Here is a 14,628-nt window from a genome sequence, read left to right as displayed (position 1 = left end):
CCCTGCCATCATCCGCGCGAAAATTCCTTTCTCGTTCCAACGTTTCCACCGGCTGTAGAGCGTCTTGTGCGGACCATAGGCGGCAGGCGCATCCCGCCAGCGCAACCCATTGCGATTGATGAAGATAATCCCACTCAGAGCCCGCCTGTCATCAACCCGTGGCTTGCCGTGCGACTTCGGGAAGAAAGGGGTGAGCTTGGCCATCTGCTCGTCAGTCAGCCAGTAGAGGTCGCTCATGTCACCGCTCCATTTTCTGAGCCGTGAATCACGCCGTGCGACCAAAATCAATGCATCCTGACCCTTGCAGATTCCGGCAATTGTTGCATTAAACCATGCGGCAGGTTTTGTGCCAACCTCACGTTTGACAGAAGCACGCGTCAGCCGTCACCTCGCCGGATCTCGGCGGGATGTGATGCCATGATTGACGAGGTTTTTTGGCCGCGTGACGAAAGGTCGCCGCGCCACGACTTGGGGGGATCCATAAGTTCCGCGGATATTTTGCAAATGGCGCGGGAACATGCTTGATAGCCGCAGTTTTCAACATTTCGTACCCCATGAGGCGCCATGACCCGTCCTGCCCGCATCGCCATTCTGACCGTCAGCGACCGTGCCGCCCGCGGTGAATACGAGGACAAGGGTGGCCCTGGCGCCGAAGCCTGGCTGCGTGATGTGGTGACCTCGCCGGTGCAGATCGATCGCCATATCGTGCCAGACGGGCGCGAGGTCGTCGCCGGGAAGCTGCGCGAATTGACAGACGGCACAGCGGCGGCGGACCTGATCCTTGTGACCGGCGGTACCGGCCCCGCGCCACGCGATCTGACACCCGAGGCGGTCTTTGACGTGGCCGAGCGTGAATATCCCGGCTTCGGCGAGGAAATGCGCCGCGCCAGCCTGCGCGAGGTGCCAACCGCGATCCTGTCGCGCCAGACCGCTGTCAGCCGCGGCAAGACGCTGATCATCACCATTCCCGGCAAGCCTTCGGCCATCGCGACCTGCCTGAACGCTGTCTTTGCCGCGGTGCCCTATTGCCTTGATCTGCTTGGCGCTGGCTGGATCGAGACCGACCCGGCAAAGATCGACGCCTTCCGCCCCAAAAAGAAGTGATCAAGTGTCGGCGCGAAGTTGCCACGACTGCGGACGGATCGGGGCTTCTGGTTGAACTTCGCTCTGTGACAAGCCATGCCATGCAAATAAATATTGGCAAGGCTTTGAAGAAAATTAGAAAGATCGCGGTTTTTTTGATTTCAATGGTCGGCGGGCTTGGTATGCACACCGTCGGCGCGACCCAACCCTCGGACGCGCGCCTGAATGCGGCGGCGGAATATTTCAGGGATATCTGCCTTGCTGGCAGCGGTGATCTGACGGCCGCGTTGCAAGCCTTCGATGCGTCCGACGATTTCGGCAACCCGCGGATCAGCAAGGCCGGCGCGCTGACCTATGGCAGCTTTACGGGTCCCGATCAGATCAACGGCTCTGTCAAGATCGGCTTCGACGAGATCGCGGACCACTGCTCGGTCATCGTGAAGAACGGCGATGATCCGATGAGGACGGCGCAAGCCATCGCCCTGCTGCTGGCGGATGGCGATGACGGCGCGGTGGGATCCCAACCCGGTTTCGGCGACTATCCGCAGGGCGGCTTCGTGATCGAAGAACAGTCAGGCGCGATCTTCGTGGCGCCACTGGGGACCGGCGCCTCGGCGGATATCGTGCACATCAATTATTTCCCGGCCAACTGATCAGCCAAAGAACGTCAGTGCCAGGGGCGCGATGATCGCGGTCAGCACGGCATTCAGCCCCATGCCGATGCCAGAGAACGCGCCGGCGGTCTGATTGACCTGAAAGGCGCGGGCCGTGCCGATGCCGTGGGCGGCAACGCCGATGGCAAAGCCGCGGGCACGCCAGTCGCGGATGCGCAGCGCGTTCAGCAAGGGCGTCACCACGATTGCCCCGAAAATCCCGGTCAGAAGGACCAGCGCGGCGGTCAGGGTGGGCTGGCCGCCCATACGTTCGGCGATGCCGATGGCGACCGGTGCGGTGGTGGATTTCGGCGCCAGCGAGGCCAGCACCGCCCCCTGAATGCCAAACGCCTTCGCGATCATCAGGACCGAGATGACCCCTACGCTGGACCCCGCCAGCAGCGCCGCCAGCATGGGCCAGAACGCGCTGCGCACCCGGCGCAGATTGTCATATAGCGGCAGCCCCAGCGCCACGGTCGCCGGACCCAGCATGAAATGCACGAACTGCGCCCCCTCGAAATAGGTCGCGTAATCGGTGCCGGTCACCCCAAGCAGCAACGCCAGAAGAATGATCGCAATCAGTACCGGGTTCGCCCAGCTTTGCCGGCGACTGGCCCGAAACGCCGCATCGCCCAGAAGATACGCCGCCAGGGTCGCCGTCAGCCACAACAGCGGGCCTTGCGACAGGTAGGACCAGATCAGCACGGGATCAGTCATCACCGCCCTCGTCCGCTGGTGTGTTCAACAGCCGCGCCACCCAGGTAAAGGCCAGCGCCCCGACCGCAATCGCCAGCAGGGTCGATCCCGCAATCGCGACGGCCAGCCCCACGCCATGCTGGCCCAACAAGGGAAGGTGCGCCACGATCCCTACCCCGGCCGGAACGAAGAACAGTGACAGATGTTGCAACAGGCCCTGCGTCGCCGGGCGGATCCGGTCGACAAGGCTGGGCCGGATCAGGCAGGTCAGGACCAGCAGGATCAAGCCGACCACCGGCCCCGGCAAGGGCAGCGACAGGGCGCGGGCGGCGATTTCTCCGGCCAGTTGCAAGGTCAGGATCAGGGCAAGCGTGGCGATCATCCGCAGATCATAGCGCCACCGGCAAGTACGCGCCAAGGGGCAAGCGATATCTGGCATCATTGCGCCGATCTTGTGGATAAGTCGCGCCAATAGGCCAGATATGGGGTTTTGGTTGACTTGACCCGGCACGGCAGGGACAATCCCAGACCAAATACGATTCTGGGGGACCATGTGCGCTTTGACCGGCTGCGCCTGAACGGATTTAAAAGCTTTGTCGATCCGACCGATCTGGTGATCCGCGAGGGGCTGACGGGCGTGGTCGGCCCAAATGGCTGTGGCAAGTCGAACCTGCTGGAGGCATTGCGCTGGGTCATGGGCGAAAACCGCCCCACCGCCATGCGTGGCGAGGGGATGGAGGATGTGATCTTTGCCGGCACCTCGCGCCGCAACGCCAAAAGCCACGCCGAAGTCGCGCTGACGGTCGATAATCGTGACCGGCTGGCCCCGGCCGGGTTCAACGATCAGGACAATTTCGACATCACCCGCCGCATTACGCGCGACGCGGGCAGCGCCTACAAGATCGCGGGCAAGGATGTGCGCGCGCGCGATGTGCAGATGCTGTTCGCCGATGCCTCGACCGGGGCGCATTCGCCCGCGCTGGTGCGTCAGGGACAGATCAGCGAGTTGATCAATGCCAAGCCCAAGAACCGGCGCCGCATTCTGGAAGAGGCCGCAGGCATCAGCGGCCTGTATCAGCGCCGCCACGAGGCCGAGCTGAAGCTGAACGGCGCCGAAACGAACCTCACGCGGGTCGATGACACGCTGGATCAACTGTCGTCGCAGGCCGCCAGTCTGGCGCGTCAGGCCCGCGCCGCCGCCAAATACCGCGAGATCGGGGCGACGCTGCGGTTGGCCGAAGGGCTGCTGCTGTATCGCCGCTGGTCCGAGGCCGAGGCCGCGCGCCTTGCCGCCGCCCAAAGCCTTTCCGAGGCGCTGAAAGCGGCGGCCGAGGCCGAGGTCGCCTCGCGGCAGGCAACCGCGCGACGCGAGGCCGCGGAAGAGGCCCTGCCCCCCCTGCGCGAAGAGGAACAGATCGCAGCCGCGATCCAGTCCCGCATCACCGTCGAACGCGAAGCGCTGGCCGAGGCCGAAACGCGGGCCGACGAACAGGTCCGGGCGCTGGGGGCGCGGATCGCGCAGCTGGACCGCGACATCGACCGCGAACAGGCGCTGAACCACGATGCGGGCGAAGTGATCGAACGGCTGGTCTGGGAACGGACCGAACTGGACAAGGCCGGTCAGGGCCATGAGGCGCGGATTGATGCCGCCGCCGCCGCCGCCGATGAGGCCGCCGAGGCACTGCGCGAGGTTGAAACGCGCCTGACCGAACTGACCGACGAGGCCGCGCGCCTGGCGGCCCGTCACCAATCGGCGGAACGTCTGGCAAGCGACCTGCGCGGCATGCTGGACCGCGCCGAACGCGCGGCGACGCAGGCCCGCGAAACCCTGACCCGCGCCAGTGCCGCCGGCACCGAAGCCGAAACCGCCCTGCGCAGCGCCGAAGAGGCGCAGGACGCCGCCCGCGATCGCGCCGAAGCTGCCGAAGAGGCCCTGGCCGACGCCGAACACAGCCGCAGCGAAGCCGAGGCAGCCGAGGCCATCGCCCGCGCCGCACGATCAGAGGTCGAGGGCGAGGCAGCCGCGCTGACCGCCGAAATGGCCGCCCTGCAACGTCTGGTCGAACGCGGTCAGTCCGGCGGCAGATCGGTGCTGGATCTGGTCATCGTCGCCAAGGGCTACGAGGTGGCCTTTGGCGCCGCGCTTGGCGATGATCTGCGCGCGGGGCTGGTGCAGGATGACGGCAGCGGCTGGTGCGAATTGCCCGGATTCGATGCCGCCCGCCCCCTGCCCGGCAAGGCCCGCCCCCTTGGCCCGCATGTCGATGCGCCCGCCGTTCTGGCCCGCCGGCTGTCACAGGTCGGGCTGGTCGATGACGCCGCCGAAGGCGCGGGGCTGCAACCCGATCTGGCCCCCGGTCAGCGGGTCGTGACGCGCGAAGGCGATCTGTTCCGCTGGGACGGGATGCGGGTGATGGCGGGGGATGCGTCATCCGCCGCCGCGCTGCATCTGCAGAAGGTCAACCAGCTGAAGGACATCACCGCGCAGGTCGAAACCTCGCAGGCCCGTGCGGCCCATGCGATCGAGGCGCATGATCTGGCCAAGGACGCGCTGTCGCAGGCCTCGGGCCGCGAAAAATCCGCCCGTGATGCCCGCCGCGAGGCCGAACGCCTGCTGTCCGAGGCTGCGCGGGCCGCCACCCGTGCGGAATCCGAACTGGCCATGGCCAGCAGCCGCGTCGAATCCGCCGAGGCCGAATTGTCGCGCCACGGGGCCGATGCCGCCGACGCCAAGGCCCGTCTGTCGCAGGCCGAACGCGCGCTTGCCGACCTGCCGGATCGCGGGGATGCCGCGCAGGCCGTCGAACATGCCCGCACCGGGGTCGAGGCCGCGCGGATCGCCACCATGACCCGCCGCGCCGGTCTGGACGAATTGCGGCGCGAAGGAAACGCGCGCACGAAGCGGCTTCAGGAAATCGCCAAGGAGGAATCCGGCTGGCGACTGCGTCTGGATCAGGCCGGCAGCCGCGCCGCCGAGTTGGTCCAGCGCCGCGACGCCACCGCCGATGAACTGGAAGAGGCCGAAGCCCAGCCCGAAATCCTTGCCGAACGCCGCGAGGAACTGGCCGAACGTGATGCCGGTGCACAGGATCGGCTGTCACAGGCCCGTGCCGCACTGGCCTCGGCCGACGAGGTCGCCCGCAGCGCCGCCCATGCCGAACGCGACGCCGAACGCCACGCCTCGGAGGCCCGCGAAACCCGCGCCGCGCGCGAGGCCCGCGCCGAAGCCGCGCGCGATGGCGAAAAGGCCGCCCGTGCCCGGATCCTTGAAGAAACCGAAGGCACGCCCCAGGCCCTGCACGCCACCTTGGGCGATGCCGATACCGACACGCCGATCCAGTCGCTGGAAGATCGTATCGCGCGGCTGCGCAGCCAGCGCGACAGCCTGGGCGCGGTCAATCTGCGCGCCGATGAGGACAAGCGCGAACTGGAACAGGAACGCGACCGCCTGCAGACCGAGAAAACCGATCTGGAAGAGGCGATCCGCAAGCTGCGCGCAGGGATCGGCAGCCTGAACCGCGAGGGCCGCGAAAGGCTGCTTGCCGCTTTCGATACGGTGAACGCCAATTTCACCACGCTGTTCACCACGCTGTTCGGCGGGGGCGAGGCGCGACTGGTTCTGGTCGAATCCGACGATCCGCTGGAGGCCGGGCTAGAAATCATGTGCCAGCCACCGGGCAAGAAGCTGTCGACGCTCAGCCTGTTGTCGGGCGGCGAACAGACGCTGACCGCGCTGGCGCTGATCTTTGCGGTGTTTCTGGCCAACCCCGCGCCGATCTGCGTCCTGGACGAGGTCGACGCACCGCTGGATGACGCCAATGTCAGCCGTTTCTGCGACCTGCTGGACGAAATGACCCGCCGCACCGAAACGCGCTTTCTGATCATCACCCATCATGCCGTGACCATGTCGCGGATGGACCGGCTGTTCGGGGTGACGATGGTCGAACAGGGCGTCAGCCAGTTGGTCAGCGTCGATCTGAAACGCGCCGAGGCTCTGGTCGCCTGACGATCCCCGCGTTAGGTTGCCCCCGAATCCGATGCTTGGGACACAAGGGGCGGAATGCGCAGTATCGTCGCCAGCCTATGCTTGGCCTCATTGACCGCCTTCGGGGCCGCCGCGCAGGTGCCCGGCGATGCCGATGTGATCGAGATCCTGATGCAGGAACGCGGCTTTGCCGTTCAGCGCAGCATCGACCAGTTCGGCGATCCGCAGATCCGCAGCCAGATCGACGGCACCCGGTTCAGCATCTATTTCTATGAATGCGCGCCGGGGCCCTGCGGCTCGATCCAGTTCGTGGCCCTGTTCGACGGGCAGCCGCCCCCCGATCCGCGCCGCCTGAATTCCTGGAACCGCGATTTCCGCTTTGCCAAGACCTATGCCGACAGGTCGGGCGATGTCGTCGTGGAAATGGATGTCAGCCTGACCGATGACGGCATCGGGCGGAACAATTTCTACGACATTCTTGACCGCTGGCGGGTGACGCTGGCCGAATTCCGACGCTATCACAACCGATGAGGACATCATGAGCATCGAAGCGACCCTTGCCGAAAAAGGCATCACCCTGCCCGACGCCCCCGCGCCTGCCGCCAACTATGTGCCCTTTGCCCAAAGCGGCAACCTGATCTTCGTGTCGGGTCAGATCAGCGCCGATGAAAACGGCCTGATCACCGGCAAGCTGGGCGAGAATGTCTCGGTCGAGGAAGGCGCCGCCGCGGCCCGCCGTTGCGGCCTGTCGCTGATCGCGCAGGTCAAGGCCGCCATTGGCGATCTGGACCGGGTTGCGCGTGTGGTCAAGCTGACCGGTTTCGTGAACTCGACCCCCGATTTCACCGACCAGCCCAAGGTCATCAATGGCTGTTCGGACCTGATGGTCGAAGTGTTCGGCGATGCCGGGCGCCACAGCCGCGCCGCGGTGTCGGCACCGTCGCTGCCATTCGGCGTCGCCGTCGAAATCGAAGCCGTGTTCGAGGTCGCCTGATGCCCGCCCTGCCCGCGGTCTTTACCACCACCCCGATCGCCCATCGCGGGCTGCATGGGGACGGCATACCCGAAAACTCGCTGGCGGCGGCACGCGCGGCCATTGAGGCGGGTTACGGGATCGAAATCGACATCCAGCCTGCGCTGGATGGCACGCCGATGGTCTTTCACGACTATGACCTGTCGCGGCTTGCGGGCGATGGCAGCTTCATCAGGACGCTGTCGGTTCAGGAACTGTCGACCCGGCGTCTGGCCGGTGGCTCTGAAACGATCCCCGAATTGGCCGCGCTGCTGGACCTTGTGGCCGGACAGGTGCCCCTGCTGATCGAGATCAAGGATCCCGATGGCCGTCTGGGCGACAATATCGGCGATCTGCACGACCGCGTGGCGCAGACGCTGAAAGGCTATGAAGGCCCGGTCGCGGTGATGTCCTTCAACCCGCATGTCGCCAAGGCATTCGGCGCGGTCATGCCCGAAATTCCGGTCGGGCTGACGACCTGCGGCTTTGCGGAAAAGGATTGGGCCGGTGTGCCGCAAGAGGTGCGCGAAAGGCTGGCCGCCATCGCGGATTTCGACGATGCGGGGGCCTGCTTCGTCTCGCATGACAGATCCGATCTGACCAATCCGCGCATCGACGCACTGAAGGCGCAGGGTGTGCCGATCCTGTGCTGGACCATTCGCAGTCAAGATCAGGAAGATCAGGCCCGTCGCATCGCCGACAATATCACCTTCGAAGGGTATCAGGCGAAAACCTAGGCTGATTGCCCCGCCGCCACAGCCGCGGCGGGGCAATTCCCCGAAATCGACCGGGACCGCATCCGCGGCGCTGGAAATTCCCGCGACACGGCCTACCTAAAACGCATGAGTGCCTCACTGATCCTGAAAACCCATCCCACCATCGCCGATATCGATCCCGGGATCTGGGATGGGCTGGGCGACGGCAATCCCTTTGTGTCCCACCGCTTTCTGAATGCGCTGGAACGGTCCGGCTCGGTCGGGCCGGGCACCGGCTGGCAGCCTCTGCACATCACGCTGGAACGCGATGACCAGATCGTCGGGGCGGCGCCGCTTTATGCGAAATCGCACAGTCAGGGCGAATATATCTTCGATCACGCCTGGGCGCAGGCCTATATGCGCGCGGGCGGCGACTATTATCCGAAACTTCAATGCGCCGTCCCCTTCACACCCGCGACGGGGACACGGCTTCTGGCCCATGATCCGGCGCTGCGGCAATCGCTGCTGGCGGGGATGACCCAGTTCGCGCGGCAGGGGGGCGCGTCGGGCGTCCATGTCACCTTCTGCACCGAGGCCGAGGCGAAACTGGCCCCGTCGGCGGGCTATCTTCCGCGCGTCACCCAGCAGTTCCACTGGTTCAACCGCGATTACGCCAGCTATGACGATTTTCTGGCCGCGCTGTCGTCGCGCAAGCGAAAGGCCCTGCGCAAGGAAAGGCAGAAGGCCCAGGATTTCGGCGGCACGATCCGGCACCTGACCGGCGACGATCTGAAACCGCATCACTGGGATGCATTCTGGGCCTTCTATCAGGATACCGGCAGCCGCAAATGGGGCCAGCCCTATCTGACCCGCGCCTTCTTCGACGAGGTGCAGCAGCATATGCGCGACGATGTGCTGCTGGTTCTGGCCGAGATCGACGGCGAGCCCATCGCCGGGGCGCTGAACTTCATCGGGCCGGATGCGCTTTATGGTCGCTATTGGGGCTGCGTGCAGGATCACGCCTTCCTGCATTTCGAACTGTGCTATCATCAGGCGATCGATTTCGCCATCGCGCGCGGCCTGTCGCGGGTCGAGGCAGGCGCGCAAGGGGAACACAAGCTTGCGCGCGGCTATCTGCCCACCCAGATCCACTCGCTGCACTGGGTTCAGGACGAAGGCTTCCTGCGCGCCATCGCCCAGTATCTGGACGAGGAACGCGACGCGATGGATCAGGAAATCGAGGTGCTGACCGACTGGGGCCCGTTCCGCAAACAGGCCCAGCCATGAAAAAGGCCCCGCCCGATGATCGGGGACGGGGCCTTTTCAATGATCCGCATTTGCCACGGGCAGAGGCGCCGTGGCGCGGGATCACGCCATGCCAAGCGCCTGCTTGTACAGATCCAGAATCGCCTCTTGTTCGGCGATGTCATCCTTGTCGCGCTTGCGCAGCGAAATGATGCTGCGCAGGGCCTTGGTGTCGTAACCGCGTGCCTTGCTTTCAGCATAGACCTCTTTGATCTGCTCGCTGATGTCCTTTTTCTCGGCTTCAAGCTGTTCGATCTGTTCAACGAACTGCCGCAGCTCATCGGCTGCCACTGCGTAGGAGTCACCTTTGTCAGACATGTCTTTCCTGCGTTCCTGCCAGTTGGATTTCGACCTTCGCGTCGTGTCGGACGGGGTTTAGGCTCTCTTGCCGAAAGGTGCAATCGTCGCTAGGCCCGCCGGGACCAGTCATGCCGCGAAGGGAAGGAAAGCGCGATGGACATATTTCAGATGCTGATCTGGGGTGGTGCCCTGCTGACGCTGATCGGGCTGGCTGCCCTGATCTGGTGCATCGCCACCGTCATGCGCGCCCGTCGCGCGGGTCTGGATGACGAGACGCTGAAGCAGAAGATGCGCGGCGTGTTGGCGGTCAACATGGGGGCGCTTGCCGCCTCGATGCTGGGGCTGATGATCGTCGTCACCGGGATCATGCTGGGCAGTTGACATATTCCGTTTCGGGAATACGTAAGGCGGGTGTTCATATAGGAAACCCCGCATGGAACCTGACTGGATCGCCGGCCTGATCGGCGGGCTGATGATTGGCGGCGCGGCGGCGCTGTTTTTGTTGCTGAACGGCCGGATCATGGGCGCCAGCGGCATCCTGGGCGGCCTTCTGGACGGCACCGGCCGCAGCAACAGCGCCGAGCGTCTGACCTTCATCGCCGGGCTGATCGCCATGCCCGCGCTTCTGGTCGCGGTCGGGCTGGGCCATGTCGCTCACCCTGTGGCGGGTCTGGAACTGACGGTGCTGGCCGGGCTGCTGGTCGGGATCGGAACCCGGCTGGGCAATGGCTGTACATCGGGTCACGGGGTCTGCGGCATATCGCGATTGTCGCTGCGTGGCATCGTGGCGACGCTTGTGTTTCTGGTCTCGGGCGCGGTGGCGGTGCTGATCCTGCGCCTGCTGGGGATGGTGGCATGATGCGGCTGATCTTTGCGGCGATGTCGGGCGCGTTGTTCGGTGCGGGCCTTCTGATTTCGGGGATGACCGACCCGGCCAGGGTGCAGGGCTGGCTGGATATTTTCGGTGACTGGGACCCGACACTTGGTTTCGTGATGGCGGGCGCGATCCTGCCGATGGCCGTGGCCTGGCGAATTGCCGCACGTCGCGCGGTGTCGTTCACCGGACGTGCCCTGCCGACGCCGCCCAACCCTGTCATCGACCGCAATCTGGTGACGGGCGCGGTCCTGTTCGGCCTGGGCTGGGGGATTGCCGGGCTGTGCCCCGGACCGGCGATGGCATCGCTTGGCTTTGGGGGCTTGCCCTTCGCGGTGTTTTTCCTGTCTATGGCCGCCGGAATGATCCTGTTCGGACTGTGGAACCGCCGATGAGAGCCTTGATCCAGCGCGTCACCGAAGCCTCGGTCGAGGTCGAGGGCCAGATTGTCGGCCAGACCGGGCCGGGCCTGCTGATCCTTGTCTGCGCCATGCGCGGCGACGATGAAACGGCGGCAGACAAGCTGGCGGCGCGCATCGCCAAGCTGCGGATCTTCCACGATGAAAACGGCAAGATGAACCGATCGCTGCTGGATATCGGCGGGGGCGCCTTGGTGGTCAGCCAGTTCACGCTGGCCGCCGACACCCGCAGCGGCAACCGCCCCGGCTTTTCCACCGCCGCCGCCCCCGAGGACGGGCGCCGTCTGTACGAATATTTCTCGGACAGTCTGCGGTCGCAGGGCATCGCCACCGAAAACGGTCGTTTCGGCGCCGAGATGAAGGTGCGTCTGCTGAATGACGGTCCAGTGACGATCTGGATGGACAGCGCCGATCGCGCTTGACTTTGGACCGTCCCTGCCCCATCTGGGTCGGGTCAGCACCCGCTGCCGCGTGAGCAGCCGCGTTTTGTCGCGCCGGGTCCGACACCCATCCCAGTTTCCCATTCACGCGGGGAGGCTTGCAGGCATCTCGTATCGCGCCTGCACCCTTGCGTCCTGCCGCGCCCTGAATGCGCGGCCCCTGCCTTTTGCGTCCGATACGGGGGACGGGGGCATGAAAGTCATTGATGGAACAGAACAACAATCGCCGCCGGGGTTTCCGTGGTGGCAAGGGCAAGCCGCGCAGCGCGCCGTTTTCGGGCGCCGCGAATGAGGGCCGCCGCGCCCCCGCGCGCGATCCGCTGCCCACCGGTCCCTTTGCGGATATGGGCATCGATGCGCGCATCAACGCCAATATCGCCGCGATGGGCCTGAACAAGCCGACGCCGATCCAAAGCCAGGCGATCCCCTCGGTCGTCGAGGGGCGCGACGTGCTGGGCCTTGCGCAGACCGGCACCGGCAAGACGGCGGCCTTCGGCCTGCCGATGCTGACCCGCCTGATCAAGTTCGGCAAGAAGCCCGACCCCAAGACCTGTCGTGCGCTGATCCTTGCGCCGACGCGCGAACTGGCCACCCAGATCGCAACCAATATCGACGCCTATGCCGAAGGCACGCCGATCCGGTCCTACCGCGTCGTCGGCGGCGCCTCGATCAATGTGCAGACCGAACGCCTGTCGCGCGGGGTCGATGTGCTGATCGCCACGCCGGGCCGCCTGATCGACCTGATCGAACGTCGCGCCGTGGACCTGTCGCAGACCACCTATCTGGTGCTGGACGAGGCCGACCAGATGCTGGACATCGGCTTTATCCACGCGCTGCGCAAGATCGCAAGGATCCTGCCGCGCGATCGCCAGACGCTGCTGTTCTCGGCGACCATGCCGAAACTGATGTCGGAACTGGCCGATACCTATCTGACCGATCCGATCAAGGTCGCGGTGAACCCTCCGGGTCAGGCCGCCAAGAAGATCGATCAGGGCGTGCATTTCGTCAATCAGGGCGACAAGGCGACGCTGCTGGCCGAATACCTGTCCAAACATCCCGGCGAATTGGCGATGGTCTTTGGCCGCACCAAGCATGGCTGCGAAAAGCTGTCGAAGCTGTTGGAAAAATGGGGCTTCGCGGTTGCGGCCATCCACGGCAACAAAAGCCAGGGCCAACGCGAACGGGCGCTGCAGGCGTTCCGCGATGGCGAAACGCAGGTGCTGGTCGCGACCGACGTGGCCGCGCGGGGTCTGGATATTCCGCAGGTGGCGCATGTCTACAACTATGACCTGCCGAACGTGCCGGAAAACTATGTCCACCGGATCGGTCGGACCGGTCGCGCCGGTCGCGACGGCAATGCCATCGCCTTCTGCGCGCCTGCCGAGGTCGGCGAGTTGCGTGCGATCGAACGCGCGATGAAATCCTCGATCCGCGTGGTCGGTGGCGAAGCGCCCACCGGCCCCATCCCTTCGGGTCAGCCGTCGCGCGGCCGGGGCAAACCCGCCAATACCGGCGGCAACAAACGGCCCACACGCCGCCCCTCGCGCAAGCCGCAGGGAAGCCGCGCCAAAAGCTAGGCTTTGGCCCCACACATGAACTGATGGCCGCAAGAACATGGTTCTGCGGCCATTTTTGCATCCGCACCATAGTGACGCGACGATTTTGGCCCCTCACGAAGCCGTCAGAAATCTTCGCAACAAGGGGGCTTGCCCCCCTTTCATTCACGGTCCAGTTGCCTATGCTGACAGTCAGGACAGAAGGATGGCGGCATGACCCGGCAAGGGATCGATTATGGCGGAATGATGCATCGGGCGATGCAGGGGCTGATCGCGGATGTGCTGAAAAGCATCGCGACCGAAGGCTTGCCCGGCGAGCATCACTTCTTCATCACCTTCGACACCCGCATCGAAGGGGTCGAGATGGCCGATTGGCTGCGCGACCGCTATCCCGAGGAAATGACCATCGTCATCCAGCACTGGTTCGATAACCTGACCGTGGATGAGGACGGCTTTGGCATCACGCTGAATTTCGGCAACTCGCCCGAGCCGCTGCGCATCCCGTTCGATGCGCTGCGCACCTTCGTCGACCCTTCGGTCGAATTCGGCCTGCGGTTTGAAACGCAGGACCATGACGAGGATGAGGACGAAGAACTGGACGAAGGCCTGCTGGACGATATCAGCGACGATGACAGCCCCGACGATTCGCCCAATGGCGGCGGTGAGGTCGTGCAGCTGGACCGCTGGCGCAAGTAAGCCGCGCGATGTCCCTGTTCCGCGGCATCTCGGGCTTTCCGATCACGCCCTGCGATCCGCAGGGCAATGTCGACCGCGACGCATTGGCACGGGTCCTGGAACCGCTTTGCGATGCGGGGCTGCAATCGATCGGATTTCTGGGCAGCACGGGCAGCTATGCCTATCTGTCGGCTGATCAGCGTCGCGCGGCACTGGGCGCGGCGATGGATTGCGTCGGGGGCCGTATGCCGGTCATCTGCGGCGTCGGCGCGTTGCGCACCGATCACGCCGTCGATCTGGCCCGCGACGCCGCCGCGCAGGGTGCGGCGGGGCTGCTGCTGGCACCGGTCAGCTATACCCCGCTGACCCAGAACGAGGCGTTCACCCATTTCAGCGCCGTCGCGGCGGCGACCGATCTGCCGATCTGCATCTACAACAACCCCTCGACCACGCATTTCCAGTTCTCGCATGATCTGCTGGCGCGGCTGGGGGCTTTGCCGACCATCGCGGCGGTCAAGATGCCCCTGCCCGCCTCGGGCGATTTCGCGGCAGAGATCGCGGCCCTGCGCCCACGCCTGCCAAGCGATTTCGTGATCGGTTACAGCGCCGATTGGGGCGCAAGGCCCGCGCTGTTGGCCGGTGCGGATGCGTTCTTCAGCGTCGCCGCGGGCTTTGTGCCGGATCGTTTCATGGCGATGGCGAAACCGGCAATGGCGGGCGATGCGGACAGCGCGGCGGCGCAGGATGCCGCCTTTGCGCCGATGTGGGACCTGTTTCGCGATCATGGCAGCCTGCGCGTCGCGCATCTGGCCGCCGCGATGCTGGGTCGTGCGGATGCGGCGCCGCAACGCCCGATCCTGCCACTGCCAAAGGGTGAAACCGACCGGGTTCGCGCCGCATTGACGGCGCTGAATGCACTTTAACGCCGATGTTGG

18 protein-coding genes are annotated in these 14,628 nt (G+C 65.2%); 14 read left to right on the top strand and 4 right to left on the bottom strand.

The features are described 5' to 3' along the window. On the bottom strand, positions 1 to 237 hold a 237-nt coding region (locus tag BMX67_RS17240), incomplete at its 3' end, for a transposase (protein WP_139206558.1). Between the two features lie 327 nt (positions 238 to 564). Here BMX67_RS17240 and mog point away from each other — a divergent pair. Both mog and BMX67_RS17230 read left to right on the top strand, forming a co-directional pair. Next, the gene (gene mog / locus BMX67_RS17235) at positions 565 to 1,104 is read left to right on the top strand and encodes a molybdopterin adenylyltransferase (protein WP_090737614.1); all 540 of its coding nucleotides are present in this window, start codon (positions 565 to 567) and stop codon (positions 1,102 to 1,104) included. Positions 1,105 to 1,265: 161 nt separating this feature from the next. Next, positions 1,266 to 1,736: a hypothetical protein gene (locus BMX67_RS17230; protein WP_217645900.1), complete on the top strand. Its 471-nt coding sequence runs from the start codon at positions 1,266 to 1,268 to the stop codon at positions 1,734 to 1,736. Here the strand turns inward: BMX67_RS17230 and BMX67_RS17225 are convergent, their stop codons facing one another. Together BMX67_RS17225 and BMX67_RS17220 are read right to left on the bottom strand one after the other, a co-directional pair. Next, positions 1,737 to 2,453: an LrgB family protein gene (locus tag BMX67_RS17225; protein WP_090737610.1), complete on the bottom strand. Its 717-nt coding sequence runs from the start codon at positions 2,451 to 2,453 to the stop codon at positions 1,737 to 1,739. Further along, positions 2,446 to 2,814: a CidA/LrgA family protein gene (locus BMX67_RS17220; protein ID WP_090737624.1), complete on the bottom strand. Its 369-nt coding sequence runs from the start codon at positions 2,812 to 2,814 to the stop codon at positions 2,446 to 2,448. Before BMX67_RS17220 ends, BMX67_RS17225 begins: the two co-directional genes overlap by 8 nt. Before the next feature lie 171 nt (positions 2,815 to 2,985). On the opposite strand from BMX67_RS17220, the gene BMX67_RS17215 reads away from it, so the two are divergent. The 5 genes from BMX67_RS17215 to BMX67_RS17195 all read left to right on the top strand — a co-directional run bounded on the left by BMX67_RS17215 (position 2,986) and on the right by BMX67_RS17195 (position 9,411). Continuing rightward, complete coding sequence (locus BMX67_RS17215) at positions 2,986 to 6,438, top strand: chromosome segregation SMC family protein (protein ID WP_090737609.1); 3,453 nt, start codon at positions 2,986 to 2,988, stop codon at positions 6,436 to 6,438. Positions 6,439 to 6,492: 54 nt separating this feature from the next. Next, on the top strand, positions 6,493 to 6,948 hold the full coding sequence (locus BMX67_RS17210) for a YbjN domain-containing protein (RefSeq protein ID WP_090737607.1): 456 nt from the start codon (positions 6,493 to 6,495) through the stop codon (positions 6,946 to 6,948). A gap of 7 nt (positions 6,949 to 6,955) precedes the next feature. Next, positions 6,956 to 7,411 carry a RidA family protein gene (locus BMX67_RS17205; protein ID WP_090737605.1) on the top strand — a complete coding sequence of 152 codons (456 nt, stop codon included), beginning with the start codon at positions 6,956 to 6,958 and terminating at the stop codon, positions 7,409 to 7,411. After that, positions 7,411 to 8,166: a glycerophosphodiester phosphodiesterase family protein gene (locus BMX67_RS17200; protein WP_090737603.1), complete on the top strand. Its 756-nt coding sequence runs from the start codon at positions 7,411 to 7,413 to the stop codon at positions 8,164 to 8,166. Before BMX67_RS17205 ends, BMX67_RS17200 begins: the two co-directional genes overlap by 1 nt. Before the next feature lie 105 nt (positions 8,167 to 8,271). Beyond that, the gene (locus BMX67_RS17195) at positions 8,272 to 9,411 is read left to right on the top strand and encodes a GNAT family N-acetyltransferase (RefSeq protein WP_090737601.1); all 1,140 of its coding nucleotides are present in this window, start codon (positions 8,272 to 8,274) and stop codon (positions 9,409 to 9,411) included. Between the two features lie 81 nt (positions 9,412 to 9,492). Here BMX67_RS17195 and BMX67_RS17190 read toward each other — a convergent pair whose 3' ends face one another. Continuing rightward, positions 9,493 to 9,747 (bottom strand): DUF2312 domain-containing protein, encoded by a 255-nt coding sequence (locus BMX67_RS17190; RefSeq protein ID WP_090737598.1) that lies wholly within the window; start codon positions 9,745 to 9,747, stop codon positions 9,493 to 9,495. Positions 9,748 to 9,882: 135 nt separating this feature from the next. On the opposite strand from BMX67_RS17190, the gene BMX67_RS17185 reads away from it, so the two are divergent. The 7 genes from BMX67_RS17185 (at position 9,883) to BMX67_RS17155 (ending at position 14,616) form a co-directional block, all read left to right on the top strand. Next, positions 9,883 to 10,110, top strand: a complete 228-nt coding sequence (locus BMX67_RS17185) for a hypothetical protein (RefSeq protein ID WP_175479956.1) — start codon at positions 9,883 to 9,885, stop codon at positions 10,108 to 10,110. A 52-nt stretch (positions 10,111 to 10,162) separates the two neighbouring features. Further along, complete coding sequence (locus BMX67_RS17180) at positions 10,163 to 10,588, top strand: YeeE/YedE family protein (protein ID WP_090737596.1); 426 nt, start codon at positions 10,163 to 10,165, stop codon at positions 10,586 to 10,588. After that, the gene (locus BMX67_RS17175) at positions 10,585 to 10,998 is read left to right on the top strand and encodes a DUF6691 family protein (protein WP_245739506.1); all 414 of its coding nucleotides are present in this window, start codon (positions 10,585 to 10,587) and stop codon (positions 10,996 to 10,998) included. Before BMX67_RS17180 ends, BMX67_RS17175 begins: the two co-directional genes overlap by 4 nt. Further along, the gene (dtd, locus tag BMX67_RS17170; protein WP_090737591.1) at positions 10,995 to 11,444 is read left to right on the top strand and encodes a D-aminoacyl-tRNA deacylase; all 450 of its coding nucleotides are present in this window, start codon (positions 10,995 to 10,997) and stop codon (positions 11,442 to 11,444) included. Before BMX67_RS17175 ends, dtd begins: the two co-directional genes overlap by 4 nt. A gap of 362 nt (positions 11,445 to 11,806) precedes the next feature. Beyond that, complete coding sequence (locus BMX67_RS17165) at positions 11,807 to 13,039, top strand: DEAD/DEAH box helicase (protein ID WP_245739507.1); 1,233 nt, start codon at positions 11,807 to 11,809, stop codon at positions 13,037 to 13,039. Positions 13,040 to 13,231: 192 nt separating this feature from the next. Continuing rightward, positions 13,232 to 13,714: an SspB family protein gene (locus BMX67_RS17160; RefSeq protein WP_090737587.1), complete on the top strand. Its 483-nt coding sequence runs from the start codon at positions 13,232 to 13,234 to the stop codon at positions 13,712 to 13,714. An 8-nt stretch (positions 13,715 to 13,722) separates the two neighbouring features. Further along, complete coding sequence (locus BMX67_RS17155) at positions 13,723 to 14,616, top strand: dihydrodipicolinate synthase family protein (protein ID WP_090737585.1); 894 nt, start codon at positions 13,723 to 13,725, stop codon at positions 14,614 to 14,616. Positions 14,617 to 14,628: the final 12 nt, after the last annotated feature.

It is taken from the genome of Paracoccus homiensis (genome assembly GCF_900111675.1).
Classification (GTDB): Bacteria; Pseudomonadota; Alphaproteobacteria; order Rhodobacterales; family Rhodobacteraceae; genus Paracoccus; species Paracoccus homiensis.
The sequence above is the reverse complement of the archived record's forward strand: the minus strand, read 5'-3'. Positions and strand labels throughout refer to the sequence as shown.

Coding starts and splice junctions, on each gene's coding strand:
- BMX67_RS17175 (WP_245739506.1), top strand. CDS start 10,585: ATGATGCGGCTGATCTTTGCGGCGATGTCGGGCGCGTTGTTCGGTGCG.
- mog (WP_090737614.1), top strand. CDS start 565: ATGACCCGTCCTGCCCGCATCGCCATTCTGACCGTCAGCGACCGTGCC.
- BMX67_RS17230 (WP_217645900.1), top strand. CDS start 1,266: ATGCACACCGTCGGCGCGACCCAACCCTCGGACGCGCGCCTGAATGCG.
- BMX67_RS17160 (WP_090737587.1), top strand. CDS start 13,232: ATGACCCGGCAAGGGATCGATTATGGCGGAATGATGCATCGGGCGATG.
- BMX67_RS17185 (WP_175479956.1), top strand. CDS start 9,883: ATGGACATATTTCAGATGCTGATCTGGGGTGGTGCCCTGCTGACGCTG.
- BMX67_RS17195 (WP_090737601.1), top strand. CDS start 8,272: ATGAGTGCCTCACTGATCCTGAAAACCCATCCCACCATCGCCGATATC.
- BMX67_RS17210 (WP_090737607.1), top strand. CDS start 6,493: ATGCGCAGTATCGTCGCCAGCCTATGCTTGGCCTCATTGACCGCCTTC.
- BMX67_RS17180 (WP_090737596.1), top strand. CDS start 10,163: ATGGAACCTGACTGGATCGCCGGCCTGATCGGCGGGCTGATGATTGGC.
- BMX67_RS17190 (WP_090737598.1), bottom strand. CDS start 9,747: ATGTCTGACAAAGGTGACTCCTACGCAGTGGCAGCCGATGAGCTGCGG.
- BMX67_RS17155 (WP_090737585.1), top strand. CDS start 13,723: ATGTCCCTGTTCCGCGGCATCTCGGGCTTTCCGATCACGCCCTGCGAT.
- BMX67_RS17165 (WP_245739507.1), top strand. CDS start 11,807: ATGGGCATCGATGCGCGCATCAACGCCAATATCGCCGCGATGGGCCTG.
- dtd (WP_090737591.1), top strand. CDS start 10,995: ATGAGAGCCTTGATCCAGCGCGTCACCGAAGCCTCGGTCGAGGTCGAG.
- BMX67_RS17220 (WP_090737624.1), bottom strand. CDS start 2,814: ATGATCGCCACGCTTGCCCTGATCCTGACCTTGCAACTGGCCGGAGAA.
- BMX67_RS17205 (WP_090737605.1), top strand. CDS start 6,956: ATGAGCATCGAAGCGACCCTTGCCGAAAAAGGCATCACCCTGCCCGAC.
- BMX67_RS17200 (WP_090737603.1), top strand. CDS start 7,411: ATGCCCGCCCTGCCCGCGGTCTTTACCACCACCCCGATCGCCCATCGC.
- BMX67_RS17225 (WP_090737610.1), bottom strand. CDS start 2,453: ATGACTGATCCCGTGCTGATCTGGTCCTACCTGTCGCAAGGCCCGCTG.